We start from the raw sequence: 26,223 nt of genomic DNA, 5'->3' as shown, positions 1-26,223 counted from the left end.
TAAGGGCGCCACGTACCCTGTAGGAGCGGGCTTGCCCGCGATCACCGGCAACGCCGGTGCCATCCCCCGCGTTATTGCTGAATACTGGATATCCATGGCCTGCTCGTTGCTGTTCGTGGGTTTTTTGCTGTTCATGTCTTGGTTATGCTTCTGGGCGGCCCGGGCGTTGCGTGGGTGAATTCTCAATGGATGGAAAGGACAATCAGCATGCGTAAAATCGCAACTCAACCCTTCACTATCGTCGGCACCGCGCTGATCGCCGTGGGCGCCGCGTTCGCAGCCGTCGGGGCGTCAGGCCAGGCCGCGTTCGGTTACACCGCTGCTGGCCTGTTGTTGCCGGGCGTCGTGCTGCTGGTGCTCGGCGTGCGGGCAGGGCGGCGCTGACCCCCGGCCGTTTCAACTGGGCTTGTAATACCATGGCCAGCTTTCAAAGGATTGAGGCATCAACATGCGTGGCATCACCGTACTGATGCTGTTATCGCTGCCCGCGGTTGCCTGGGGCGACTGCACGCAGCACCTGCAAAGCTGGGCGCAAACCTTGCACCCAACGCTGGAGCTCGATCATGAACATGCGGTGTGCAAGGCCAACCCGGCAGATGCAAGCCAGGTGCTGGCAGCGTTACCTATAAAGGAAAGGGTCGATGAATACGGGCAGGGTGACTATGGGCTGGCTGTTGTGCTGGCCGATGCCGCCAGTGGCAAGATCCTTGCGTACGACTACGAGCCTGCAGCTATCGTTTCCGACGCAATGGCCTTCAACGACCTGAAACTGGACACCGCGCCTTATCAGCTTGCGCCCGGGCGCAGGGCATTTGGTGTGCGCGTCCAGCGTACAGTGATGTCACGGGCCAATCCCGGCAGTGACGAGACGCTGAGCCTATACCTGCAAGACGGCGCGCAGTTGCGGCGGCTGCTGGGGCATCTGGTGGTTAGCGAAAGCTATGCCGAGTGGCAAGATTACTGCGCCGGCAAGCACAGCGAGACGCTACGCACAGTGGCTGTTGGCAAGCCTGGCAAGGAAGGGTTTGCCGACTTGCGGGTGACCGAGGTGTCGAGGGTAACGGTTAGCGTCGCCAAGGGTGAGGAAACCTGTGACGACACCGAGAAGCGTCAAAGGGAAGTGTTCAACTTCGCGTATGGCGCAAACCAGTATCGGGTGCCGAAGAAATTGACCGATCACCTGTAGGAGATCACCCAACCCTTTCGGGCTGCGCTGTCGCGCAGAAAACTGGTCTCGCAGATACGCCACGGTCTTTGTGGGAAGCGGCCTTGTGTCGCGATGGGCTGCAAAGCAGCCCCAATCCAGACAACGCCGCTCTTAAGTGAACAGCACAACCGGTCGACAACTCAACCCCGCATCCCCAGCTCCGCATCATCCATCAGCGCCTTGGCCAGCGCGCTCAGGTAATGCGAAGCCCAAATCAACTCAGGCTTTTCATCCATCAACCCGCTGATGGTCATTTCCCGCACATAGCCCATCAACTCCGAAGCCTGCTCCCGCGCATGCCGGCACGGTATGCCCGGCTCGATGCGAAACAGCGCAGCTGTATGGCCTTCACCCTGGAAGAACCGCGTCTTGCCAACGGTGGTGTTTTCAGTCGTTTGCTCGTGACTCATGGTTCTACTCCCTGAACATCAAGGGCCCAGGCTGGCGCCTAGAAAGGACTGGTCTCACACAATCCCCTGTGCCGCTGCCAGCGCCCATGCAGGCGACGGCTTACCGGCAATGACGCCAGCCCAGGCAACACAAAAAGCCTACGGGTTAATGCCACGCACCCGGCTCAGCCGGCACCTGCACCTGGATCAAGGCTGATTCCAGCAGCACGCGCAGTGACTCGAGCTCGTGGGTGGACGCCAGCATCAAGGTCGAGGCGGGCGATCTGGGCTGTAGCTGGATCGCCTGGTGCGAAACGGCCAGGGCGCAGCGCGCGTACTCGGAGGCCTGGATGAGGGTGTCTTCGAGGGTAGGGGAGTAGAGGTGGGGTGGGTCGGGGACGATCTTTAGCATAAAAAACTCCTGAGTTCTTATGAGGACCGTCACCCGCCTGCTGTCAAACAGGTGGGTGGCAGCTGTGCATGGGTTGACAGACCGGCGGAACTCAGGAAAACCGGCGCACGCAAGCGTGCCCCACGCACAGCCGCCATAAAGGTGAAGCTGCGGTGAGAGTTCCTTACGGCCTGTCAAAGCCGCGTCGTTGGTTTGCAACGACTCGGCGAGACTAGAGCGGTGCCAGCGCGGCCGCAATGGAAAAATGGCTGGGGGAGTATGTTTGGGAAATGGACTACAAGGAAGGTGTTAAGTCTGATTTTTTGCTGCCAGTCCTCAACCCTCCCTAGGCTTTGTACGAAAAATAATGTCGCAGACACCGCCGCCAGCAAGCCAGCGTGACCATTGCGGAGTAGCTTTGGGCGAGCTTGCAGTATCGGGTTCCCAAGCGGCGGTGTTCCTTCAGCCACCCAAACAGCCGCTCGATAACGTTTCGCTCTTTGTACTTTGGTCTGTCGAGCAGGCGCGGCAAACCTGGCTTCGGCTTGCGTTTCATGGCTCGGAAAGGAATCACTGGCTGCATGTGATAGCGGTCGCAGTACCGGCGCAAAGCATCTGAGTCGTAGCCTTTGTCGGCCAGCAATTTGCGACATCGCTTGCGCGGCCGGCCTCCTTTGGTTGGGAGGTAAACGCCATCGAGCAAAGGCTGGGCATGGGAAATGTCACTGGCTTGCCCGCCAGAAAGGGTGAAGTGCAATGGCACACCTCGGGCATCACAAACCATATGAATTTTCGTAGTTAGTCCGCCCCGACTTCTACCGAGTGCGTGGTCCGCTGGTTCTTCTGCCCCCCTTTTTTGCCTGCTCCAGATGAGGCCCGGGTTGCTTTCACTGCCGTTGAGTCAATACACCACGTGTCTAGATCAATCAGGCCTTCAGCGTTGAGTTTGACATGTAGGCGTTTGAGCATTTGACCGAAGGTGCCCTGATTTCGCCAGTCTCGAAATCGCTGATAAACCGCCGACCAAGGGCCGAATCGCTCAGGCATATCCCGCCAGGCTGCGCCGGAGCACAGCACCCACAACACGCCGTTGAGCATCAAGCGGTCATCAACTCTTGGACGTCCGGTACGCTGACTTGTAGCAAAGAGGTCAGCGACTATGTCCCAGTGTTCGTCAGAAAGTTCGTATCGCTTGGGCATAGCAGAGTCCTTCGCCTAAAAGGCGAGAACTCTACGGAAAATCAGGGCTCCAGCGGTTTTCACGGAGTTTCAAAGGTTTTCGTACAAAACCTAAGCACCTCGTCAGATCATGTGGCTAGCAGGGTCAGTGAGCCCGTTAAGCCAGCAAGCAGACATTCGAGCTGCGCAATTGAAGTTGATGTGCAACTGAGCAAAGGTTGGTAGCTCGTTCTTGATCAAACCCCACGTACTGAGAGCCGCTTGGATCACCGCTGGGTTGGATTCGCTGAACGCCGCTTGGATCCAGAGCAGCAGTTAATAGAGCGTCGCGTAAGTAGAGATGACATCACCTCTCTCCATCTGCTGCATAATCCGGACTTAGAGATTTGGGCGGATGTACTCCGACGCAGCGATCGCACCGCCCCCCCAACGGCAAGTTTTTTGAAGATCTGGACATCCTCGCCAGTCAGCACCTCGACATGGCAGTCGCTGATGAGCGCCATCGTAGTCTCGACATCTCCACAGCAATCCTTCGCCGCGGCGATCTTTGGATAGTACACGATCCTTCTCAGCGTCTCGCTTGAGTCTCACACCTGTTCGGGAGGGCCAATACCAGGTAGCTGACGAGCTAATGTAAATAGGCATGCACGACCGTGATGTTCTTGATCACCGTCGCATGCCATGGCTGGATCATGTTCCCTTCACCCAAGACGCATTCCATTTCGTCCTCCATATTCGCCCCACCTTTGCGATAAAGAATGACTTTGCCTTTAAAGCGTGACGAGACCCGGATAATCCAGACTGTTGGATTTTCAGCCTCAGCCGGAGCAGATGAAGTTTTGTAATTCCATTTGCCAATTGCGTCGTAGTTTGCATGCCATACAGCGATTTGGGGGATTAGCGTGAGAGACATCGGCCTGTTTGTAATGATTGTTTCTAGCGGAGTATTTGTATCGCCGCCGTGAAATAGGATTTGACCAGCAGTCAGGCCTATCCCGTACTTATCAAGTTCTGCCTTCATCCCTATATGTATTTTGGATTTTCTCTGATATGTGTAATGGTGGGGTATCTCGGTATAGGTAGGAGCTAGACCAGATTTGATGGCTGCCTTCCTAAATGCTTTGGCTTTCTTGCGAATATTCCATTCGAAGTCTTTTTCATAAATGGAGTCGACAACTAACTCATGTGATGTAAAGGCTTTTCTGATTGGTTGTTTAATTCTGAATCTATTGCTCAGGCCTATATAGGATTCGCCGGGCAGTGGTTGCGCCTCTACGGGGTCGTGCATTGGTGTCAAATTAAAAAGTGGCAGAACTCGTGTCATTTGATTGGCACATATATGTTTGCGACTTAGGTGTTGTCTCGACAAATACAAGAGGGAAGGGGTGTAACTTTACCCCCAATCCCCCGGAGATGATTATTTAATCAGTCGCTACCAAAGCTTCCTTGGCTAACCGCTGCATGTTAAGAGACCTGGTGCTCAGCCCAGCCTTGTTAAATCGATAACGCATGTACGCAGAGATGTCATCCTCGTGCGAGGAAACGATCAGCTGGCGATTGTCGAACTCGCATCGTAGCAGGTCGGTTAGAGACGCTATATTCACCTCGTCTAGTGACTGAGATGGATCATCAATTAGGATCAGTGGTACGCTTGAGTAGACTTTGTTCAGCGAAAGGAAGAAGCCTAGGCTGAGTGCTGACACTTGCCCAGAACTCATCGACATAATTGCATCATGCTCAGATTTTTCGGCTGTCAGGAATCTGAGTTCTTTACCATCTTTGCTCTCAATGAACAGGCCCAGACCACGCTGATAGTTTTGGATGAGTCGCCCGCTGTAGATGTGGAAAATCAGCTCAATTTCAGCGATAGTCTGCTCTGAGTAGCTGCGTTCCGTTTTTTCCAAGGTCATCTTTAAGTCATTAACCTTGTCTTTGGCTATCTTGGCTGCCTCGTTCTCACGCAACATTCGCTGTAATTCATCAATGCATTGCTTCAGCCTGCTGTTCTGTGCCTCGTTAGCTTTAGCTGCAATGTAAAGCTCCTTTTCCTTCAGTGCTTGTGGTTCGACTATATAGAAGTCCTGTAGCTCCTTAAAAGCAGCGGTGATGACATTCCTCCAATCTTCCGGAAGAGCCTCCGTTTCAGGTGCTTTCTGTCGTCTTATGGAAGCCGTCAACTCCTCCGCTCGAGAATCCACCACCTCCTCATTTTCGGAGAATGAATAGTTGAGTTGTACACCCAAAGCTTGAAGCCGGGCAGCGAGTTGAGTTATGGATGGCAAACGAGCCTTATCACGGAGCAGGGCATTATGTAGAGTGCTGTTGTACCCGACTGATAGCTGCGCTTGTTTAGCCTGGATCTGAGCATCAATACTGGCTAACTCTGCAGTCATCTGCCCAGTAAGTTTTATCAGACTTTGACCGTCTGCCCCCAGCGTGGCGTTGATCTGCTGAGACCTGAGCTCAATTTTTTGAAGCATAATGTCATGCGCTTGCCAGTCGGCACCACACAGTGGGCAATATTGGTCATCGGCATTGAACTTCGTGTGCTCAGCCATCAACTCTGCTTTTAAGCGACTCAGTTCGGTAGCAGCGGTAGCATTGGAATTGGTCTTTTGCTGAAGCACATCACGGGCAACTATTTGCTCTAGGAACCATTCTAACCGTCCTTGACCCCATCCAGGCAGGCTCGTGGCCTCATTCGCTTTGATGACTGTAGAGCCAAGCTTGATGATCCCTCCGAATTTAATCAATTGATTTAATTCTTTTTTTATTTGGTCGAGGCCATCTAGCTTGTCTAAATCACTGCCGAAGCGTGCCACGCTTCTGACTGAATCCTTGTTAACCTGAATATAATTTTCAATGGCTTCATTTTTATCTCTGGTCTGTATCGTGCTCTTCAGCGGGGTCAAACTCTGAAGTCGGTGGATGTTTTCAATGTATCTAGCATGAATGTCAGCAGAATAGGTAGGGAAGGGCGCCTCTTTGTCCCAGCCCGGCTGCAGCTCTGAAGTAGAGATTTTTTTAAATTCAATTTCCCCTAGGTCTGCTTGAATCATACCTTTGAGGGAATCTGACTCGGCTTTTAGTTTTGATAATTCACCGGCGCGTTTTTGGTCATTAATGAATTTTGTCAGTCGCGCGGCAATACTCTTGCAGCTATCAGTTTCTGCCTTTATGTCGCTGATGTTGAATAAATTGTTTAGCGCCTCTTTGCGCTTGTCCACTCTCGAGTGCAGGAGCTGATTTTGCCCTTGCTCCAAGTAATTCAAGTGCGAGAAGTTTTCTTTAAAGTTCTTCCCGAAAAGCTCCTCAATAAAGCTCTCTTCACGGACACACTCTTGCGTGAATACGTTAGAAGAGAACTCAGGTAGCTCATAAAGCATTAAGTGGGTGAACTGGTCGGCCCTGTTGTTCGATTTTTCTTCAAATTTCACTGCGGGAGTATGTCTTGCAAGAACAAGCTTGCGCTCACCGTTGGTGAATTCGATTTTAATTGCTAAATCTTTCTTTCCTGCTCTGTTCCAGAGCAAATTGTCCTCATAGTTGGTTCTATTGCCCATCATCACCGTAGAGAATAACTGGCGGACTCGCTTTATGCTGCCGGTCAAAAGCAACTCGATAGCGTCAAAAATGCTGGTTTTTCCAAAACCATTGGGGCCATCTAATGTCAGGAGTGACGAGTCGCTGAAATTTAGGTGGATCTGTTTGAAAGCCTTAAAGCTTGAAATTTCAATTTGGGAGATTTGCCAGTTCATCGTCAATCAGTTCCTTGATCAATTCTTCGAGGTCAGTTTTGCCAAGTTTTTGTACGGTTTCGTGAGTTCTGGCCAGATCTTTTTCGGCAACTGCTTCTTCAATTTGCCGGCGGAGGGGAATTAATTCAACTTTGTTGAGTTGAAGTCCCAAAAAAGGAAGTTTGATAAAGATTTTTGCAGCTGCACTGTACTTGGTGGGGGCGGTTGGATCATTTTTATAAATATTGAATTGGGATTTATCTGACACAAGCTTGTTAAGCTTTTTGAAGTCAAGTCCCTTGATGGCCTCAAGCTCTGTGTCGCTGTAGTAAAGCACGTATTTTTTGTAGAAGTGCGGATCCTCTTCAATTTCAAAAATTTGCTCTTCGTGATTTTTGAATTCGGCTAGCTTGTCGAGGTGGTGAATACAAATCAAATCGCAGTTTTTTCTAAAAGCTGGATCCTTTATGAATGTATCCGGCGCTGACTGGTTTATCGCGGCATTAAGATCGCTAGGCTTAATCAGTTCGTCCAGTCGGTGTAAGACTGCGAATCGAATTGCGGTGCCTTGCTCTCTTATGTAGAAGCCTGTTGTATCATTATCCTGCACCTTGGAAAATCCGTGTGCGACTAGAGCCTGGTGGATGAGTTCAATAATCATTTAAGCCGAGCCTCTGCGTCGTCCTTAGTTAAGATGCTGATGCACAAACTTTTTGTAATATGGCTATCGATTCGTGCTTGATCGTCAGGAGAGCTTTCATCAAAGCAATTAGTGTACTTGGTGTCGACCGTGAAGCTTTCGACGGCCTTGGCGGCAATCAGGTTGTTAAACTCAAATAGCAACCGTCCCAAATCATCGTTGCCTTTGATCTGGGAGATAATGTCTGATGTGCAATATCTCTTATCCTTTGGATCGAGCAGATAAAGCGCTGTTGGTGCGTAAAATTTATTCTCTCGATCTAGATAGTGTGGCAGGCGTTTAAGTATGGGTTCTGCATCAATGGTGTGCACCAAGTCTGAGTAGTTTCGTATGTCAGAATCTTGAATGCGTGAAAATTTTTCCGATGGTTTCATTAGTTGACAGAGGATCTTAAAATCACCGCCCTCTGATGATCGGATTAGCTCATAAATTCGCCTTGCTCTCTCGTAGGCAGCGTCAGACATTTCTGGCAGGAATTCAGCAAGCCTCTCCTCTAAGTGAGAATGAAGGCGCACCTTCAATTCGATGGCGTAATAGTCCTTTCTTTCATACGGATTTGTGTCTATCACATCCGAAAGAATGCTTGCCGCACTGACTCGGTGTTCGTAAGCCGCTCGACGTTGCTTGTCGCCTTCGCTTTGTATCTTTGCGTGAATAACTAGAGCTTGAGAGCTGATTTTATCGGATATTAAGCAGTAGTTGGCATCTACTAAATCATCATCAAAAACGACACCCTGGCCCGTATAGATTTTCTTGATGATTTCCTTGGTGAGGCCTTCTATCTTATCAAGCTCGCAGTGTTGTACTGCACCGTAGGGGTAGAAAACAACACGCTCGCCATTGTCATCCACATGATCGCTATGGTCATTGATAGGTTGGGATATATGAAAGTATCTTTTGATCCCTGCGACCCTGTCTAGCTCTAAGCTTGCAGATTTTTTTAGTGCGTCTCTATAGTTGCTACGGTAATCGCCGATTTTTGCTTTAACCTGATGAGCGCTAACAAGCTTGTCATCTTTGTATATTGCGAAATCGTCTGTACTATCCAACTGTAGTTCGAACCCGCTATCGCCTTCATGAATTAGTTTGAGGCAGTGATAGAGCGCCACTTTGCCTTGGTAGACAAACCCGCTCCAAGTAGAAATGGCGCTATGCGGGTACTTGCTTGCTTCCTCGTTGCTCACGTTGACTCCTTTCACCACACGGTCATGCTGCACTGGGGTGCCGGAACGATATCATGGAGCCATCATTATTTTCAGCATAGGTAGCGAGAATTAACGTTTCAAAAATTCTGGTGAAACGTTTTGGCTCAGAGGAGGCATCAGGACTGTATCCTGACCTCTTGCCTTGGTTATTCCGTCGTTGAGTTGGGCATCAGGGGCAACTGGAGGGTTTTGCGACGGTTAGCTACATACGAACCTCAAAGAGTTTCGTGAGGCGCTATGCAGCCTGACCCTAAGTCGTTAGGCCGGTGTTCATCTAACCACTCCAAGGACAAGTGGCTCCCAGGAAGACACTGGCCGAGATGGAACAGGTGGCGCCGAGGAGCGGTTTGGTGGCATTGATCGAGCCGCATTACCCAAAGGCCGGCGGTGGTCGCAAGCCGTACCCACTGGACACCATGCTGTGTATTCACCTGCTGCAGAACTGGTTCTCGTTGAGCGATCCAGCCATGGAAGAGGCGCTGTACGAGATCACTTCGATGCGCCAGTTTGCTCGTCTGACGCTCAGCGCTCCGATCCCCGAAGCCACGACGATCATGAATTTCCGGCACCTTCTGGAGAAGCATCAGTTGGCGGCGAGCATTCTGGAAACCATCAACCATTACCTGCGAGACAAGGGCATGTCGTTGCGCCAGGGCACCATTGTCGACGCCACCATCATCCACGCACCCAGTTTGGTGAAGAAACCACCGTTGAGGATGTTGCATGACTGAACCTGATCTGTGGTTTAACATAATATGCATTATGCGCAGATCCACATTGCGCCATGGCCCCGGTTCCCCTCAGAACCGAAGCCACGCCCCAAGCCTTTTTACCGCTCCAGCGCCTGACTGACCGCATTCACAAACACCGCCTGTTCGTCATAAAGCGAACTCGGCGTCTCTGCATGCTTCCACGTCGACCACTGCACCACGACCAAACCTTCGGCCTGGTTGATCGCAATGGTCTGCCCAAAGATCCCCAACGCCCAGAACGTCTTGTCGCTGTTCGCCGTCTGCTTCGGTTCGCTGTCAGCATCTGGCGCCGGCGCGTTGTACCACCATTGGTAACCGTACTGCCCATTGGGCGCCGCTGCAGTGACCGAGCCCTTGGCCGTGGTCCAGTGCGTCGAGCGCGAAATCCAGTCGTCCGGCAGCAGCTTTTCACCGCCGGGCAACTGGCCGCCGCTCAGCACGAACTGGCCAAAGCGGCCCCAGTCACGCAGCGTGGCGTTGAAGCCGTGGCCGCCCATATCGACCTTGCCGGGCACCAGCGCATGCCATACGCCATCTTGCTGCATGGGGTAACGGCTCCAGATACGGCTCTCCAGGTACTTGGCGATGGTCATGCCGGTGGCGTTTTCGAGCACCCGGCCGACCAGCCAGGCGCCGCCGGTGTTGTATGACCAGACTTCCCCGGGCTTGACGCCAGGCTTGCGCTTGACCGAGCGCACCAGCTGCAGCACGCAGTCGTACGGGTTCGGCCTGGCTTCGCATTGGGTCATGTGCGAAAAATCAGAGTCTTTTGCGGCGTAGTTTTCATCCCACTGCACGCCGGATGTGTGCTGCATCAGCTGCTGCAGGGTCACGTCCTGCCACTCGGTGCCCTTGAGTTCCGGTACGTACGCGCTGATCTTGTCGTCCAGGGACTTGATCTTGCCTTCCTTCACGGCCACGCCCACCAGCACGCTGACCACTGACTTGGCCACCGATCGCGATGTCCACAGGGTCTGCTGGGTGTTGCCCTGGCCGTAGTATTCGTAGGCAATCTTGCCGTCCTTGAGTACCAACAGGCCGGTTACGCTCTGGTTTTTCAAGTAATCGGCCAGTTTGTACGATTTTCCATCAATCCTGTACGAAACGTCGTTGAGCTTCTTGCTGGCCTCGGTCAATGGATACGGCTTGGCGCCGTGATTGCTGAATACATCGCCGTGGTACATACGATATGTATTACGAAAACCCACTACCCTCGTTGCCTGGTCCCAGGTCAGCATGTCCTTGGGCGCTGGCAGTACCTTGTCGAACGGCTGTGGGCAGCGCTCAAGCCCGGGCACGCCGCATGGTCCCTTGCTGTCGGCGGCCTGGGCGGCACCGGTGAGTAATGCCAGGGCCAGTACGGACAGGCTGGTGAATGACTGTTTTATTGTTGTTGGCCGCATCGAAGGCTCCTTGAAATGCGCGGTAGTACGCGGTTTCGAGTGTCGGGAGCTTGAGGTGGGCTGAAAAGCACAATAAATTTGGCTTCACTATTAGAAAAAGTAACAGCCAGGCCGTTTCGGTGAGCAGGTTTGGCCTCATCGCCGGCAAGCCGGCTCCTACAGGGGGGTGCTATGCCGTTGGAACGTCTTCCCCCGCTCAATGCGGTACGGGCCTTTGAGGCTGCGGCGCGGCTGGGTAGCTATGTGGCGGCCTCGCAAGCGCTGCACGTGACCCAGCCTGCGATCGGGCGCCATGTGAAAAACCTCGAGGAATGGCTGGGCGTACGGTTGCTGGAACGCTCACCCCGGGGCGTCAGCCTGACATTGCAGGGCGCCCACTATTACCAGGCCGCCGCCGAAGCGTTGCAGATACTGTCCGATGCCGGCGCCCGCCTGGCCCGCCGCGATGACGAGCGCTGGCTGCGTATCTTGTGCGTACCAGCCTTTGCTTCGCGCTGGCTCACGCCGCGGATCGACGAGCTGCGCAGCCTGCGGCCAGGCCTCAAGATCGCCATCGAGCCTAACGCCAGCTTCACCGCCGTGGACGCCCGCCAGGCCGACCTAGCCATCGCCTACGGCTTGCCGGGCGAGCTCAGTGGCGTGCGCGAAGTGTTGATCCGCCCTCAAGTGTTTCCGGTATGTGCCCCGGCATTGCTGGCCCGCTTGCCCACCAACCTCAACGCCGCAGGCTTGCCGGCCTGCAAGCTGATCCACGTCGATGACGGCACCTGGTGGAACAGCTGGTTTGCCGCCAACGGCCTGCGCGTACGGGTGCGCGCCGACACCTCGCACATCAGCAACGACGTGGTGCTGACCCTGGCCCAGCGCGGCCAGGGTATCGCGCTGGCCACCGAGGTGCTGGTGGGCCGTGAGCTGCAGGACGGCAGCCTGGTGCGCTGCGTGCCCGAGGCGGTGCCGCTGGAGAGCTACCAGCTGCTTACCCCGGCGCAGCCGCCGTCGGCCGATGCGCAGTGGTTCATGGACTGGCTTTCAGGCCAGCTGCGCAGCAGCTACCCAGAGGGCCCTATCGCCGGCCAGCCGGCTCTTACAGAGGGCGCAATAATTATAACTCAACTAAATAATCATTTAGTTGAGTTATAATTTATATGAATAATCAGGCGCCTAAAATCAGCACTGTAGCACCCTCCCCTCAGGCCTTGTTACTGCGCCGGCGCACCCACAACAACCAACCGATCGCAGCCAACACCAACGCAGCCCCCGGCAGCACCTGCGCCTTGTGCGGGCGCAACGCGGTGCGCACTGCATCCAGCGGCTCGGTCAGGTAACGCTTGTTGGCCTGGTCAAACGCAGGCTCCTCGCACTGCCGGCCAAAATCCTCGGCCCACTGCACAAACGGCCCCTGTTCAACATACCGCCGGTACAGCGCCGACTCCTGATCGGTCCCTGCTACCCAACCTGCCCCTTGGCACAGCACGGCGGCAAAGGCCTGGCTGCTGTGGGGTAATTGGTCGGCGGCCTGATTCGCGAGGTCGGCGGCCACATAGCGGTAGTGGTAACGCTCATTGGGCACGGCTTCACTGCCCTGTTGACGCTGCAGCTCGCCGGCCTCCAGGAACGGCTTGGCCTGCACGGCCTCATTGCCGAGGCTGAAGCTACCCCCCAGCCAAGCATAGTCCGGCGCCATCTCGTAGCCAAGAATTTCCATGCCCGAGTGGCGAGCCAAAGTTGCCGCGCTATACAGCGCCTCGGCGCGGCCGGTGGCGGTCCAACGCGAAGTGGCCTGCTTGCGCTGCTCGCCGTAGGCCTGGGCGTCGGCCTTGAGCTGCGGCGTATCGAAGTACGCCGCGGCCTGGTCGTAACGCCCTTCACGCAGCAGGCGCCGGCCGAGCAGCTCGCGCAGCTTGGTCGCTACCGGGCGCGGGGTGTAGCCGCCCTCCTCTGCCTTTACCGCCACAGGCTGCGGCACGTTGGCATCGACATAGCCCTTGAGTTCGTCAAGGCTCAGCACCCGCTCGGCCACGGTTGCAGCGTCGGGCCAGTAGATGTCCTCGCTGCGGTACAACAGGTCGAGCGCCTGCACATAGTCGCCGCGATCCAATGCCAGGATGGCGCTCTCGCCGTTCACCCGGCAGCCGGGGCGTACGGTTTCGTAAGCCCAGTCAGGGGTTTCCCGCGCGCCCCATTGTTCATCCTTGGGGAACCCCTTGGCCGCCTTGGCATAGGGCTCGGCAGCCTGGGCCTTGTCGCCGTCGCGCACCGCCAGCTTGGCCCGCAGCCACCAGGCAAGGCCGGTGTCGCCGGCCTGTTGCAGGTAGCCCTTGGCACTGTCGTAGTCGCCTTGCTGGTACGCCAGGGCGGCCAAGCGGTCGGCGTTTTCCAGGTGCTGGCCGGCACTGGCCTGCAGCAGGCGGTTGAGCTGCTTGCTGCCAAAGCCTTCGATACCGCTGAGCAGGTAGGCAATCAGCAGTTTCTGCGTGAGCGGTTGACGCAGTTGCGCCTGCAACTGCTCGTTCGGCATCGCCGTCAGTTCACCGGCCAGTTGGCGCAGCGAGCTGTAGCCACTGCCCGACCCCAGGCGGCTTTGGTTGGCGTACAGCTGTACCGCTGCATCCCAATCGCCAGCCAGCTTGGCCAGGCGCGCCTGCTCGCCCAGGCTGGCGACGCCAAGCTCCAGCGGGTCGCTGAAGCCTTCGGCACTCAGTTGCTGGGCCTGCTCGAACGCTTGGCGTGCCTGGGTTTGCAAGGCTTCGGGGGATTGTTGCGGGTCATCACTGGCCTCGGTGCTTTGCGCAGCCAGCGCGCGGCCCAACGAATACGCAGCCCAGGTGCTGCGCAACTTGCGTTGCTCGGCCGGCAAGGCCAGCACCTGCCTGAAGTAGTCCGCCGCCTGGGCGTTGTCGCCGGCATCAAAGGCCACGGCACCCGCCAGGTACAGGCGCAGCTCGGCCGGCAGCTCGGCGCCTTGCAGCTCGACCTGCCGCGGGTCATGCAGGGCGCGCAGCTCGGCGACTTTCGCGCGCAGGCCTTCCGGCAGCTCGCTGGCCTCGGCCTCGGCGCGCTGCCGGCGGTAAGGCCGGGCATTGTCGTCGCCGTCCCAGTACGGCGTCAGAGTGATCTCGGTGGTCGGCTTAAGGCCGGCGATCTGCTGGCCAAGGCGGTTCACCTCGAAGGCGAAGTTGCCTTCCGGCAACTCGGCCAGGCTCTGCGCACGGTTATCCAGCAACTGCATCGGGAAGTCCGGGCCGCAGGCCAGCGCAGTGCCGAACGGCATGCCGAGGGACAGGCACAACAGCTGGCGGGGCCAGTTACGGGTAGACATTCCATGCTCCTTGAGTGATTTCCATGCAGCGCGCCCAACCCAGGGTGCGCTGGCCACCAGCGGCAACACGCGCGCTGGCCTGGCGGTTGAAGACGAGTTGATTCGGTGTTTGTTGCAGCCGGTAGCCATTGACCCCGTCGGCGGCTTCGCAGGTAGCGTTGTTCAGGGTCACCCGCGCTGGCAGCGGCTGGTCGAGGTTGCCGACGTTGACCAGGCTGATGTCGTACAAACCGCCCTGTTGCGTGTAGTGCACCTGCCACTGCCCGGCAAGCGTATCGCCCCGCGCCACCGCGCCCAGGGTGGTCAGGCTCCAGGCGCGTCGATCGCCCGGCAATGGCAGGCGGAACCAGACAAGCCCGGCCAGGTGCGCCGGTGGCTCATCGCGCAGTTGGCGGCCCAGCTTGGCCAGTTGCTGCGGGTCGGCCAGCAGTTCGCGACGCTCGCCGGGCAGGTTCAACGGGGTTTCGCTCTCCACGACCGGTGCGCCGCCGGTATCCGGCAGCAGCGCAACGCCATAGGCCGGCAGTGCAAGGTAGAAGGGTTTTGCACTGATACGGCCCCAGCTTTGGGCCCACTGCCTGGCCTTGTCCGGGTCGAACAGCCCCTGGCGCGGGTCGCTCACTGCGTGTACCTGCAACACGCTGCTGTCCACCGCCTGCAACAGCGCCGGCAGTTGCGGGCTGTCGAGCCAGGCAGGCAAGGCCGTGATGCTGAGCTTCAGCCCGGGCGGCAACTGCTTGCGCAATTGCACAAGGAAATCGGTATAGCCCGGCAGGCGGGCAGTGGCGCTGTCATGGTCGATTTCAAGCCCGGCCGGGTTCACCCCGGCGGCCTGCCAATGCGCCAGCATTGCGCTGATCTGTTGCTGCGCCAGCTGCAAGTCCAGCGCGGGCAGCTGGCCATCCAGGCGCACTACTGCGATCACCGGGCGGCCATCGGCCTTGAGCTGCGCAAGGTCCACCAGCGCCATGCTCCACCCGGCTTTGGGCTGGGCTTGCAGCGCCAGCACGCGCAGGGTCGAGAAGCCTGCCCGGCTGTCCGCCAGGGCCTGTTCGTGGGCCGGGCGCCACTGCCGCTGCCACACGTAAAGCTGCTGGTCGAGGGGCGTCGCAGGTTGCGGTTGGCAGCCGGCCAGCAGCACCAGCGCAGTGGCGCGAGCAAGGCGGCGAAGTATCGATGAGGCGGGCATACAGTCCTTTGTCGGGCGCCCCCTGGCGCCGTGGCGAGGCGCGATGTTACCTGAGCGCAAGCCGCGCGAATACTGGCTTGCAGTAAAGGCAATAGGCCATCTTGCACACCTGACCTACTCCCCTTGCCCACCCCCGGCGCTATAGTCGGCCTGCCCCTCTCACGGCCGGCGGCGTTTCCTGGTCTGGGTTCGCCGCACGGCTTCGGCGGCGCACCCAGCACAACGCCAAGGAAGCTCTGCGCTGAAACCCTTCACCTCCCTGTCCAAGCCCGTTGATTCTGCAGTGAGTTAACGCCGCCCCCTGTAGGAGCGGCCTTGTGTCGCGATGGGCTGCGTAGCAGCCCCAGGATTTCGGCATCATGCAAAATTGCCGGGGCCGCTTCGCGCCCCATCGCGGCACAAGGCCGCTCCTACAGCGATTGCGTCAGCTGTGCTCTGCTACACCGCCATCTCTGCCACCTGCTCACGCAACTCGCGCAGCGCCGCACGCAGCTCGGCCGGGCGCACCGGCTTGGCCAGCACGGCAATGCCCCGCTCGTGCAATGCCGCCTGCAACCGGTCGATATCATGGCCGGTCATGATCAGCGCCGGCACCGCCTGCCCGCGCTGGGCGCGCAGCTGGTCGATGCAATCGATGCCGGTGGCCTGCGGGCCCAAGTCGTAGTCGGCAACGATCACCTCGCAGTCACTGGCCAGCCCCTGGGCCGAGCTCTCGGCCTGCACCTCGCAGCCCCACCGGCGTAGCAGCGCGCTGGTAGCCTGCAGCACGTTCTGGTCATCCTCCACCAGGCACACTCGCAAGCCGCTGAGCAAGCCGGCCTGCTGTACCGCCTCCTGCCTTTGCGGCGCGATTTGGGCCGCCACCCTGGGCAGGCCCTCGATGCTGACGCTGGTACCGTGGCCGGTCTGTGAGCGCAGCCCCACATCCAAACCCATCAAGCCGCCCAGGCGCTTGACGATGGCCAGCCCCAAGCCCACCCCCTCCACATCCTTGTCGCGCATCTGGCGCACCCGGTAGAACTCTTCGAACACCTTGTCCTGATGCTCCGGGGCAATGCCGCGGCCCTGGTCGCTGACCACGATGGCCAGCCCCTCGCCACGCCGGCGCACACCAATCAGCAGCGGGCTGCCGGCTGCGTACTTGAAGCTGTTGGACAGCACGTTCTGCACCATGGTCGTCAGCATGCCGGGGTCGGCGCGGGTCCAGTGGCGGCTGGGCACCAGGCGCATCTCCACCCCGGCCCAGCGCGCAGCCTCGCCGTTCTGGCGCAGCAGCTCACGCAAAAAACCTTCCAGCGCAAAGGTTTCGAACGACGGCTGCACCCGGCCGTTGTCCAGGGTGTACAGGTCGAGGATCGAGCGAAACAGCTGCGACACATTCAGCAGCGAGCGGTCGATGCTGTCCACCAGGCGCCGCTCCTCATCCCCCAGCCGCGCCTCGCGCAGGCAGGCGGTGAACAGGCCGATGGAGTGGATGGGTTGGCGCAGGTCATGGCTGGCCTGGGCCAGAAAGCGTGATTTTTCGCGGGTGGCCGCCTCGGCCTGCTCGGTGGCCTTGCGCGTGCGGCGCAACAGCAAGTGGGCGTAGAACGGGATCAGCGTACTGGTGGTCAGCAGCATTAACAGCAAAAACGGCTGCTCCTGCCAATAAGGCGTCAACCGCCACACCACCAGCAGCGCTACCAGCGCCAGGGCCGTTGCCACTGCCAGGTAGCGCGAGCCAAAGCGCATGCCGTTGCCCAGGTTGATCCACACGATCACCGCATACAGCGGCAACGCCGCCTCACCCCCTACCACCAGGCCGAAACTGGTGCCAGTGTAGTCATGCACCATACCCAGCACCCGGCGCCACGGGTAATGCCCCGGCCAGCGCGAAATAGCCTGGCGCATGCCGATGGCTATCACCACAAAGGCCGCGTAATAGAGCAGCACCGGCAGGTAGGTCATGGGCGAGCGCCCCGGCAGAAAGCCCAGCACCGCCACATACAGGATGGCGCACGAGGCGACGATGATGCGCAGGTTGGCCTGGTCCAGCTCGTTGTTCTTCTCGAACTTCATGTGCCACATTCCTTGTGCGTCAGTCGGCATCTTCGGCAATTGGCCGAGGAAAAGTCGAATGTTGACTGCTAAGTTAGCATGGCCTGTACGACAAGGAGGTCACACCGTGACATGCCGCATCATCGTGGCGGACGATCATCCGCTGTTTCGCGAAGCCATGGTCAGCACCGTGCGCAGGTTGTTGCCGGGCGCCGAACTGTTGCAGGCCGGCGACCTGGCCCAGGTGCTGCGCCTGGCTGTCGAGGGCGCCACGCCTGACACGCTGATCCTCGACCTGCGCTTCCCCGGCCTCACCAGTATCGAACGCCTGGCCGAGCTGCGCCGCCAGTTGCGCCGCACCACGCTGATCGTGGTGTCGATGGTCGACGACCCGGCCGTTATCGACGCGGTCATGGCTGCCGGCGCCGACGGTTTTATCGGCAAGAGCATCTGCCCCGAAGAGCTGGGCGCGGCCATTCTGGCTATTCGCGAAGGTGAAGTGGTGGTCAGGTATGCGCCGTCAGGTTTGCTGCCGCAGGCTGACGAGGGCAGCGAGGTGGGCCAGCTCACCCTGCGCCAGCAGGACGTGCTGCGCCTGATCGCTCAGGGCAAGACCAACAAGGAAATCGCCCGGGCGCTGGATATTTCGCCGTTCACCGTGCGCATTCATGTGTCGTCGCTGCTCAAGACCCTCAACGTCCCCACCCGCACCGCGGCGGCGGTGAAGTATTCGGGGCATTGAGCGGTGCATAGCTTCTTCAGGCCTGCGCTGTACCTGCAGGAGCCGGCTTGCCGGCGATGGGGCCCGAGCAGGCTAAAAGCAATTTCAGGCCAGGCCTTATCGCTGGCAAGCCAGCTCCTACAGGGGGCGTTGTTCAGCCTGCCGCCCTGGCCCCTGACGCGCGCCAGCGCACCTCGGTTATGCCATAGCGCTCGGCCATCGGCCGGCTGACCTTGCGGATCTTTTCGCGCCCGAACTTCGGGATGATGCCAACCCCCGCATCGCAACTGGCCCAGTGCCAGGCCTCGGCGCTGTCCAGCTGTTCCAGGCGAATGATGAAGCTGCGCGGCTGGCCGTGCAGCTGGTAGTCGATGATGTACAACTGTGGGCTTGGCATCCGTTCTCCATGGTTCTTGGTGACAATTCAGGGCATTGGCCTACAACGTGAAAGAAACCGCTGATGGCCATGGGCCTCAGTATTGGGCAGCGGCGCCCGGCACCAGGATCACCTTGCGGCAGCGCTCCTGCATTTCATCGAACATTTCATAACCGCGCACTGCATCGTCCAGCGCCATGCGGTGGGTGACGATGGCCTCCGGGTTCAGCCGCCCGGCCTCTATATGCTCCAGCAGCTCCGGCAGGTAGCGGTGTACGTGGGTCTGCCCCATGCGGAAGGTCAGCCCCTTGTCGAAGGCGTCACCAAACAAGAAGCCGTGGATGAACCCGGCATACACCCCCGGCACACTGACCACCCCGCCGCGGCGCACGGCCGCCATGCACTGGCGCAGCGCCTTGCCGCTGCTGCCTTCGAGCTTGAGCGCAGTCAGCACCATTTCGGTGGCGCTGCCCTTGGCCTCGAAACCCACTGCATCGATGGCGGCATCCACCCCGCGCATGCGGGCGGTCTGGCGGATGATGCTGTCGGCCGGGTCATCGTCATGGCTGAAGTCGATCGGAATCACGCCATAGGCGCCATGGGCGTAGTCCAGCCGATAACTGCACTCATCGACCATGAAAATCTGCTCGGCACCCAGCATCCGCGCGCACGCCGCACTCAGCAGCCCCACCGGGCCGGCCCCGAAAATCGCCAGCGACGAACCTGGGCCGATTTCGGCGTTGCGCACCGCCTGCCAGGCCGTGGGCAATATGTCGGACAGAAACAGCAGCTTGTCGTCGGGCAACTGCCCCGGCACCTTGAACGGCCCGGTATTGCCCTTGGGCACCCGCACGTAATCGGCCTGCCCGCCCGGCACTCCGCCATACAAGTGGCTGTAGCCGAACAGCGCCGCCCCCGGCGGGATGCTCTTCTTGTTGAGAATGGCGCCGCGCCCGGTATTGGTAGTCTCGCAGGCGGCAAACAGCTCGTGCTGGCAGAAGAAGCAGTTGCCGCAGGCAATCACGAACGGGATCACCACCCGGTCACCCGGGCGCACCGCCGTGACCTCGGGCCCGACTTCTTCAACGATACCCATGAATTCATGGCCAAGAATGTCGCCCGCCTCGACCATGGGGATCTTGCCGCGATACAGGTGCAGGTCCGAGCCGCAAATCGCGGTAGCGGTCACCCGCAGCAGAATGTCGTCGCGCTCTTGCAGTTGCGGTTCGGGCACATTGTCGACCCGAACGTCACCAGAGCCGTGATAGGTCAGTGCGCGCATGGCTAGCGCCTCCTTGGCCGTGGGATTGGACGAACCGGGGCACGCCGGCCCCGATTCCATGCCGGGCGCTCAAGCGCTGCGGCCACCGCCGTGGCTGTTCTGCCCGCCCTTGCGCCCGGCCTCGGAGGCCCGTGCGCGGTCATTGGCAAAGTTGCCCCCGGAGTTCTGCCCGCCCTTGTGGCCGGCGCGCGAGGCCTTTTCGCGGTCGTTGGCAAAGTTGCCCGGGTTGGTTTCCTTGGTGCCACCGCGGCGGCTGGGCTGTTCCTGGTCACGTGCCATGTTGGTTCTCCTTTACGCATTGGTTTGGCGTCACGGAAAAACACCGTGCAGTAGTTCCGAGCCGCAGGTTCACGGTGTATTCAATCCACCTCCCAAGCTTCGGACCGGCGGTGCCAAACATTGGTGCGTTAATAAAGCAGCCCAGCACTACCGCAAGATCGCACCTTCTCGCCTGGCCTGTTGTCCTACCTGCATGCTCGTCGCCGACGGCAATCGCTGCCTATAATCCCTGCCCAGTGCTCAAAACTCCGCGTGATTGGGCCCACCTCTGTTCTGCACAAGGCTCGTGCCCATGAAGTCGACCAAGCCCACCCTCGCCTCGCCCCACAACCCGGCGCTCAGCCCCAGCCACCTGGACTTCCCGGTGGTCGGCATCGGCGCCTCGGCGGGCGGGCTGGAGGCAGTGCGCACGTTCTTCCAGCACACCCCGGCCAACAGCGGCATGGCCTTCGTGGTGGTGCTGCACCTGTCGCCCGACCACCAAAGCCAGGCCGACCGCATCATCCAGGGCGTCACCGCCATGCCGGTGCGCCAGGTCACCGACCCGGTGCCGATCGAGCGTAACCACGTCTACGTGATTTCCCCGGCCAACCGGTTGTCCACCAACGACGGCTACCTGCGGGTCAGCCCGGCCAACCGCCGCCGCGGCGACCACGTGGCCATCGACCTGTTCTTCCGCGACCTGGCCGACGTGCACAAGGACCACGCCTTCTGCGTGGTGCTGTCAGGCAGCGGCAGCGACGGTGCGGTGGGCCTGTCGCGCATCAAGGAGCAAGGCGGCGTGACCCTGGTGCAGTGCCCGGACGATGCCCAGTACCCCGACATGCCCCGCGCCGCGCTGGCCACCGGCATGGTCGACCTGCAACTGCCGGTGGCGCAGATACCCGCCCGGCTGGTAGCCCTGTGGCAGAGCGCGCGCAAGGTGAAGCTGCCGCACATCCAGGATGACAGCCTGCCGCCGCCGCTGGGCCAGCGTGAAGGCGACCCCGCCGCCAGCGACCCGCTGCTCGACGACATCCTGCAGCAGTTGCATGCCAACACTGGCCACGACTTCATGCACTACAAGCGTGCCACCGTGCTGCGCCGCCTCGAGCGGCGCCTGCACGTCACCGCCCAGACCGACCTTGCCGGCTACCGCGACTACCTGCAGCGCAACCCCGAAGAATCCCACGCGCTGCTGGCCGACATGCTGATCGGCGTGACCAACTTCTTCCGCGACCGCGAGGCCTTCGAGGCCTTGCAACGCCACGTGCTGCCGGCACTGCTCAGCGACGAGGGCCAGGCCCAGGCAGAGCCCGAGGTGCGCATCTGGTCGGCCGGCTGCTCCACCGGCGAGGAGGCCTACAGCCTGGCCATGCTGCTTACCGAGCAACTGGCGGTGGAGCAGCGCAGCGCCAAGGTGCAAGTGTTTGCCACCGACCTGGACGAGCGCGCCATCGCCCTGGGCCGCAGCGGCCAATACCCCGAGGCGATCGCCGCCGACGTCACCCCGGCCCGCCTGCGCGAGTTCTTCGTCAAGCAGGACCAGCACTACCGGGTGCGCAAGGACATCCGCGAAAAGGTGCTGTTCGCCCGCCATAACCTCTTGTCCGACCCGCCGTTCTCCCAGCTTGACCTGGTGGTGTGCCGCAACCTGCTGATCTACCTCGACCGCGACGTGCAACGCGACATCCTGCGGCTGTTCCACTTCGCCCTGCGCCCCGGCGGCTACCTGTTCCTTGGCAGCTCCGAGTCGGCCGACCTGGCAGGCGAGCTGTTCGTTGCCGTCGACAAGCGCAACCGCATCTTCCGCGCCCGCGAAGTCGAAAGCAGTCGCGGCCCGGCGCGCCTGCAAACGCCCCAGGCAGAGCCTGCCAAGGCCCGCCTTCGCAGCCCCCGCAAGCCGTCCTACGCCGAGGTGCACCATCGCGCCCTGGCCCGGCGCACGCCGCCCAGCCTGATCGTCGACGCCGACGGCAACATTCTGCACATGAGCGAAGGGGTCGGGCGCTTCCTGCGCCATGCCGGCGGCGAACTCAGCCACAACCTGCTCAGCCTGGTAATGGCCCCGTTGCGCCCGGCCCTGCGCAGCAGCCTGCTGCAGGCCCAGGCCAGCGGCCAGGCGGTGACCGCTTCGGCAGTTACCCTCAAGCTCGACGAGCAGCCCTGCGAGGTGACCCTGCAGGTACAGCCGCACCAGGACGAGCCCAGCGCCAGCGACTGCCTGCTGGTGGTGTTCGAGGTGCGCGAGCCCAGCTCGCTGGCCGCTGCCGCCGTGCAGCAAACCGATGACATGGCCCTCGGCAGCCTGGAGCGCGAACTGCAGCGCATACGCCTGCAATTGCAGGACACCATCGAGCAGTCGGAAATCTCCAGCCAGGAGTTGACCGCCTCCAACGAAGAAATGCAGGCGGTCAACGCCGAATTGCGCTCGGCCAGCGAAGAGCTGGAAACCAGCAAGGAGGAGCTGCAGTCAATCAACGAGGAGCTGCTGACGGTCAACTACGAGCTCAAGACCAAGGTCGAGGAAACCGACAAGGTCAACGATTACCTGAGCAACCTGATCGCCTCCACCGACATCGCCACGGTGTTCGTCGACCGCAACCTGCACATCCGCTGGTTCACCCCGCGCGCCACCGAGATTTTCAACATGCTGCCGGTAGACACCGGCCGTTCGCTGCTCGACATCACCCATCGCCTGGAATACCCGGGCCTGGCCGACGACGCCCGGGCGGTGATCGAGCGCGAAACCACCTTCGAGCGCGAGGTGCTGGGGCACAACCAGCACTGGTACCTGGCGCGCCTGCTGCCGTACCGCGCCAGCGAGCGCAACGTCGACGGCACGGTGCTGACCTTCATCGACATCAGCAAGAGCCGCGCCGCCGAAGAACAGGTGCGCCAGGGCGAGGAGCGCATGCGCCTGGTGGCCGAGAGCACCCATGACTTCGCCATCATCCTGCTCGACGAAAAGGGCCTGATCACCGACTGGAACACCGGCGCCGCGCTGATTTTCGGCTATGGCAAGGACGAGGTGCTGGGCCAGCACTACCAACTGATCTTCACCGAGCAGGACCGCACCAGCGGGGTACCTGAGCGCGAGCTGCGCGCCGCACGTCTGAACGGCCGCGGCCAGGACGAGCGCTGGCACGTGCGCAAGGACGGCAGCCGCTTCTACTGCAGCGGCGAGGTGTCGCGGCTCAAGGGCAGCAGCCTGCGTGGCTACGTCAAGATCGCCCGCGACCTTACCGGCCACCAGCGCCTGCACGACGAACAAAGCCGGCGCCTGGCCGAGTCGCAAAGCTCCAGCCACATGAAAGACGAGTTCTTCGCCGTCATGTCCCACGAGCTCAAGCACCCGCTCAACCTGATCCAGCTCAACGCCGAGATCCTGCGCCGCCAGGGCGCGGTAAACAGCACCAGTATCGCCAGCAAGTCGGTGGCCGCCATCTGCGATGCGGTGGCCAGCCAGGCGCGCATCATCGACGACCTGCTGGATGTGGCGCGCATCCGCACCGGCAAGCTCAAGCTCAAGACCCAGCCGGTCGATATGTGCGCGGTGCTGCGCGGCATCCACGCCGTGGTAACGGGCGAGCAGCACGGTGCACAGGTGCACCTGCACTTGCCGCCAGGTGACAACGCCGTGTTCATCGAGGCCGACGGCACACGGCTGGAGCAGATCATCTGGAACCTGTTGAGCAATGCCTTGAAGTTCAGCCCCGCAGGTAGCGAGATCCACCTGGTACTGACCTGCCAAGGTGATCAGGCGCAGCTCGAGGTCATCGACCAAGGCGTGGGCCTGACCCAGGACAGCCTCGAGCAGGTTTTCGACCTGTTCAGCCAGGCCGCGCCACAGCTGGCCAACCACAGCCGTGAGGGCCTGGGCATTGGCCTGTCGCTGGTGCGCCAGCTGGTAGAAGCCCACGGCGGCACGGTGCAGGCCCGCTCCGAAGGCCTCGGCTGCGGCGCCACCTTCAGCGTGCGCCTGCCGCTGTGCGACCCGGGCCAGCAGGCCCAGGCCCAAGCCTGCGTACAAGCCAGCGAAGGCCGCTTGGCCGGCATCCGGGTGCTGCTGGTGGACGACTCGCTGCAAATCCTGGAGGTGATGCAGGAGCTACTGGAGATGGAAAGCGCCGAGGTCGAGGCCCACAGCGACCCGCAGGCTGCGCTGGAGGCCGCCGGCCACGGGCGTTACGACATCATCCTTTCAGACATCGGCATGCCCGGCATGGACGGCCACGCGCTGATCAAGGCACTGCGCGGGCTGGAGCACCTGCGCTACACCCCGGCCATCGCCCTCACCGGCTATGGCGCCAGCGCCGATCAGCACAAGTCGCGTCAGTCAGGCTTCGACCGCCACCTGAACAAACCGGTGAGCTACGACGATCTGATCGAAGCCATCGAAGCCCTGAGCGGGTCGGTACCTTACTGACCGTTCGTCGCGCCAGGGCGTTATCTGCTGCAATTATTCCGGCTTTTTCGGGCCCGAAAGTGCAGGACACTGCGCATTTGCCCCAAGGAGCCTGCATGAAGACACCCAAGCCCCGCGCCACCGTGATCTGTCGCCACGGCAGCGACCAGCGTAAATGGCTGTGGGTACGCAAGCCCCGCGCTGCCTGGACCTTGCCAGGCGGCAAGATAGAGCCCGGCGAAACGCCCCTGCAGGCCGCTGCGCGGGAATTGCTGGAAGAAACCGGGCTGCTCGCCCAGGAGCTGACCTTTCTGATGCGCCACGAGTCGGCGCAGCGCACCCACTACGTGTTCGAAGCAGCGTTTGCCGATGTCCCCAGGCCCGCCGCCAGCCACGAAATCGCCGACTGCCGCTTCGCCCGGCTGGACCGTGTGGAGTCGCTCAATGGCGAGATCAAGGCACTGATCGACTCGCTGCTGCATTGCGATCGTGGCATGGCCGCCTCGCTGCGCTGATCCCCTCTACCGGAAACTGCGATCTCTGCAGGAGCTGGCCTGCCAGCGACAGGGCCTTGCCGGCAAGCCGGCTCCTGCAGGGCGCAGGCCAGTCAGGCATGCACGCTCCACTGGCATGCATCCATCTCGATCGGCAGCTCGTCAATGGCATGGATCATGCCGCACGCCAGCGCCTCCTGCGGCCCGAGAATACGCGGGTAGGCCATCAGGTAGCGCGGCACGTCCAGCACCTCGCTGGCCCCTTGGGTGCGTTCGGCGACGATCTGCGCATACAGGCGCAGGTCGTAGTCCAAGCTCATGGCGTACTCGGCCATGCGCGCATGGTCCACCGAACCGTGCAAGGTCCAGTGGAACGGGTGGAACAAGAACTTGCTCAAGGCGCAGGCCGTACGGTGGCTGCCGGCCAGGAACAGGATGTTGCCCATCGACTCCACCGTGCCCAGGTTGTGGGTGTGTACCGGCACCGGCAACGCGCGCAGAAAGTTGTACAAGGTAAAGCCGTAGCTGCATTCACCGCCCATGGTGGCGATGTTCAGTTGCAGCACCTCGGCGCCCTGCTGCAGGGCCTTGGAGCAGGTGTTGATGAGGTTGCCGCAGGTGGCCGAGTTGATCGGCCCGGTGTAGTGGATGATGTGTCTGGCCATGGGGTCCTCCCGGTCAGTCTATGCCTTCGTGCCGCCCATCCCGCTCGCCCATCTGCTGGTACTGCTTGCGCAGCGCATGCAGGGCGGCCGGGTCCAGGTCCTCCAGGTCCAGCAACGCCTTGTGCGCGCGTTTGGTGGTGCGCAGCAGCTCGTCGATCTTGATGTGCAGCTCGTCGTTGTCGCGGTTCTGGGTGTTCTGGATGAGAAACACCATGAGGAAGGTGATGATGGTGGTCGAGGTGTTGATCACCAGTTGCCAGGTATCGTCGAAGTGAAACAGTGGCCCGCTGATGCCCCAGATCAGGATCAACAGCAACGCCAGGCCGAAGGTCAGCGGGCGGCCGGTGATGTTGGCCAACCCTTGGGCAAAACGGTCGAACTTCATGACGCGGCTCCTGTGCGATGGCCTGCTTGCGGTGGAGGCGCTGTTTGCCGGCAAAGTTCCGCTCAAGTGGCGCATTCTCCTGATGCACCGCGGCCCTGTGGGAAGCGGCCTCGTGTCGCGATGGGC

General features: G+C 60.2%; 23 protein-coding genes and 1 pseudogene. 8 read left to right on the top strand and 16 right to left on the bottom strand.

What is annotated here, in order from left to right; all coding sequences use genetic code 11:
* Window positions 1-31 precede the first annotated feature (31 nt).
* The 3 genes from KSS93_RS16760 to KSS93_RS16750 all read left to right on the top strand — a co-directional run bounded on the left by KSS93_RS16760 (window position 32) and on the right by KSS93_RS16750 (window position 1,186).
* Window positions 32-178 (top strand): hypothetical protein, encoded by a 147-nt coding sequence (locus KSS93_RS16760; protein ID WP_217885106.1) that lies wholly within the window; start codon window positions 32-34, stop codon window positions 176-178.
* Between the two features lie 29 nt (window positions 179-207).
* On the top strand, window positions 208-384 hold the full coding sequence (locus KSS93_RS16755; protein ID WP_217885105.1) for a hypothetical protein: 177 nt from the start codon (window positions 208-210) through the stop codon (window positions 382-384).
* 64 nt (window positions 385-448) lie between these two features.
* Window positions 449-1,186: a PA3715 family protein gene (locus tag KSS93_RS16750; RefSeq protein ID WP_217885104.1), complete on the top strand. Its 738-nt coding sequence runs from the start codon at window positions 449-451 to the stop codon at window positions 1,184-1,186.
* Between the two features lie 161 nt (window positions 1,187-1,347).
* Here KSS93_RS16750 and KSS93_RS16745 read toward each other — a convergent pair whose 3' ends face one another.
* From KSS93_RS16745 to KSS93_RS16715, 7 genes are all read right to left on the bottom strand, one after another.
* Window positions 1,348-1,617 (bottom strand): DUF3077 domain-containing protein, encoded by a 270-nt coding sequence (locus KSS93_RS16745; protein ID WP_217885103.1) that lies wholly within the window; start codon window positions 1,615-1,617, stop codon window positions 1,348-1,350.
* 145 nt (window positions 1,618-1,762) lie between these two features.
* Window positions 1,763-2,008, bottom strand: coding sequence for a hypothetical protein (locus KSS93_RS16740; RefSeq protein ID WP_217885102.1), 246 nt, complete (start codon window positions 2,006-2,008; stop codon window positions 1,763-1,765).
* 325 nt (window positions 2,009-2,333) lie between these two features.
* Window positions 2,334-3,187 (bottom strand): IS5 family transposase gene (locus KSS93_RS16735; RefSeq protein WP_217885101.1). Its coding sequence is split into 2 segments (ribosomal slippage): window positions 2,334-2,843 and window positions 2,846-3,187, totalling 852 coding nucleotides; the frame shifts between segments, so codons are not numbered across the junction.
* 607 nt (window positions 3,188-3,794) lie between these two features.
* Window positions 3,795-4,490: a hypothetical protein gene (locus KSS93_RS16730; protein WP_217885100.1), complete on the bottom strand. Its 696-nt coding sequence runs from the start codon at window positions 4,488-4,490 to the stop codon at window positions 3,795-3,797.
* Between the two features lie 97 nt (window positions 4,491-4,587).
* Window positions 4,588-6,924: an AAA family ATPase gene (locus tag KSS93_RS16725; RefSeq protein ID WP_217885099.1), complete on the bottom strand. Its 2,337-nt coding sequence runs from the start codon at window positions 6,922-6,924 to the stop codon at window positions 4,588-4,590.
* The gene (locus tag KSS93_RS16720; protein ID WP_217885098.1) at window positions 6,899-7,564 is read right to left on the bottom strand and encodes an ABC-three component system middle component 1; all 666 of its coding nucleotides are present in this window, start codon (window positions 7,562-7,564) and stop codon (window positions 6,899-6,901) included. The genes KSS93_RS16725 and KSS93_RS16720 overlap by 26 nt, the downstream gene beginning before the upstream one ends.
* Entirely contained in the window at window positions 7,561-8,787 is a 1,227-nt protein-coding gene (locus KSS93_RS16715; RefSeq protein WP_217885097.1) for an ABC-three component system protein, read from the bottom strand. Before KSS93_RS16715 ends, KSS93_RS16720 begins: the two co-directional genes overlap by 4 nt.
* 314 nt (window positions 8,788-9,101) lie before the next feature.
* Here KSS93_RS16715 and KSS93_RS16710 point away from each other — a divergent pair.
* Window positions 9,102-9,509 (top strand): annotated as a pseudogene (locus KSS93_RS16710) (IS5 family transposase); the annotation flags it as partial.
* A gap of 128 nt (window positions 9,510-9,637) precedes the next feature.
* Here the strand turns inward: KSS93_RS16710 and KSS93_RS16705 are convergent.
* A complete protein-coding gene (locus KSS93_RS16705; protein ID WP_217885096.1) occupies window positions 9,638-10,963 on the bottom strand; it encodes a serine hydrolase domain-containing protein in 1,326 nt (441 codons plus the stop codon).
* A 171-nt stretch (window positions 10,964-11,134) separates the two neighbouring features.
* On the opposite strand from KSS93_RS16705, the gene KSS93_RS16700 reads away from it, so the two are divergent.
* Complete coding sequence (locus KSS93_RS16700) at window positions 11,135-12,103, top strand: LysR substrate-binding domain-containing protein (RefSeq protein WP_217885095.1); 969 nt, start codon at window positions 11,135-11,137, stop codon at window positions 12,101-12,103.
* A 49-nt stretch (window positions 12,104-12,152) separates the two neighbouring features.
* Here KSS93_RS16700 and KSS93_RS16695 read toward each other — a convergent pair whose 3' ends face one another.
* The 3 genes from KSS93_RS16695 to KSS93_RS16685 form a co-directional block, all read right to left on the bottom strand.
* Entirely contained in the window at window positions 12,153-14,282 is a 2,130-nt protein-coding gene (locus KSS93_RS16695; RefSeq protein WP_217885094.1) for a hypothetical protein, read from the bottom strand.
* Window positions 14,269-15,471 carry a DUF3142 domain-containing protein gene (locus tag KSS93_RS16690; protein ID WP_217885093.1) on the bottom strand — a complete coding sequence of 401 codons (1,203 nt, stop codon included), beginning with the start codon at window positions 15,469-15,471 and terminating at the stop codon, window positions 14,269-14,271. Before KSS93_RS16690 ends, KSS93_RS16695 begins: the two co-directional genes overlap by 14 nt.
* A 438-nt stretch (window positions 15,472-15,909) precedes the next feature.
* Window positions 15,910-17,529 carry a hybrid sensor histidine kinase/response regulator gene (locus KSS93_RS16685; RefSeq protein WP_217885092.1) on the bottom strand — a complete coding sequence of 540 codons (1,620 nt, stop codon included), beginning with the start codon at window positions 17,527-17,529 and terminating at the stop codon, window positions 15,910-15,912.
* Window positions 17,530-17,635: 106 nt separating this feature from the next.
* On the opposite strand from KSS93_RS16685, the gene KSS93_RS16680 reads away from it, so the two are divergent.
* Window positions 17,636-18,250, top strand: a complete 615-nt coding sequence (locus KSS93_RS16680) for a LuxR C-terminal-related transcriptional regulator (protein ID WP_217885091.1) — start codon at window positions 17,636-17,638, stop codon at window positions 18,248-18,250.
* A gap of 133 nt (window positions 18,251-18,383) precedes the next feature.
* Here the strand turns inward: KSS93_RS16680 and KSS93_RS16675 are convergent, their stop codons facing one another.
* From KSS93_RS16675 to KSS93_RS16665, 3 genes are all read right to left on the bottom strand, one after another.
* Window positions 18,384-18,626, bottom strand: coding sequence for a DUF6555 family protein (locus KSS93_RS16675; protein WP_217885090.1), 243 nt, complete (start codon window positions 18,624-18,626; stop codon window positions 18,384-18,386).
* Between the two features lie 76 nt (window positions 18,627-18,702).
* The gene (locus KSS93_RS16670; RefSeq protein WP_217885089.1) at window positions 18,703-19,887 is read right to left on the bottom strand and encodes a zinc-dependent alcohol dehydrogenase; all 1,185 of its coding nucleotides are present in this window, start codon (window positions 19,885-19,887) and stop codon (window positions 18,703-18,705) included.
* A gap of 69 nt (window positions 19,888-19,956) precedes the next feature.
* Window positions 19,957-20,166: a con-10 family general stress protein gene (locus tag KSS93_RS16665; RefSeq protein WP_217885088.1), complete on the bottom strand. Its 210-nt coding sequence runs from the start codon at window positions 20,164-20,166 to the stop codon at window positions 19,957-19,959.
* A gap of 292 nt (window positions 20,167-20,458) precedes the next feature.
* Here KSS93_RS16665 and KSS93_RS16660 point away from each other — a divergent pair, with 292 nt between their 5' ends.
* Together KSS93_RS16660 and KSS93_RS16655 are read left to right on the top strand one after the other, a co-directional pair.
* A complete protein-coding gene (locus KSS93_RS16660; RefSeq protein WP_217885087.1) occupies window positions 20,459-24,574 on the top strand; it encodes a CheR family methyltransferase in 4,116 nt (1,371 codons plus the stop codon).
* A 95-nt stretch (window positions 24,575-24,669) separates the two neighbouring features.
* The gene (locus KSS93_RS16655) at window positions 24,670-25,068 is read left to right on the top strand and encodes an NUDIX hydrolase (RefSeq protein WP_217885086.1); all 399 of its coding nucleotides are present in this window, start codon (window positions 24,670-24,672) and stop codon (window positions 25,066-25,068) included.
* A 92-nt stretch (window positions 25,069-25,160) separates the two neighbouring features.
* Here KSS93_RS16655 and KSS93_RS16650 read toward each other — a convergent pair whose 3' ends face one another.
* Together KSS93_RS16650 and KSS93_RS16645 are read right to left on the bottom strand one after the other, a co-directional pair.
* Window positions 25,161-25,712: an ATP-dependent Clp protease proteolytic subunit gene (locus KSS93_RS16650; protein WP_217885085.1), complete on the bottom strand. Its 552-nt coding sequence runs from the start codon at window positions 25,710-25,712 to the stop codon at window positions 25,161-25,163.
* Window positions 25,713-25,725: 13 nt separating this feature from the next.
* Window positions 25,726-26,097, bottom strand: a complete 372-nt coding sequence (locus tag KSS93_RS16645; protein ID WP_217885084.1) for a low affinity iron permease family protein — start codon at window positions 26,095-26,097, stop codon at window positions 25,726-25,728.
* Between the last annotated feature and the right edge of the window lie 126 nt (window positions 26,098-26,223).

Source organism: Pseudomonas xanthosomatis (assembly GCF_019139835.1).
GTDB lineage: Bacteria > Pseudomonadota > Gammaproteobacteria > Pseudomonadales > Pseudomonadaceae > Aquipseudomonas > Aquipseudomonas fakonensis.
This window is presented reverse-complemented; position numbering and strand designations above follow the sequence as displayed.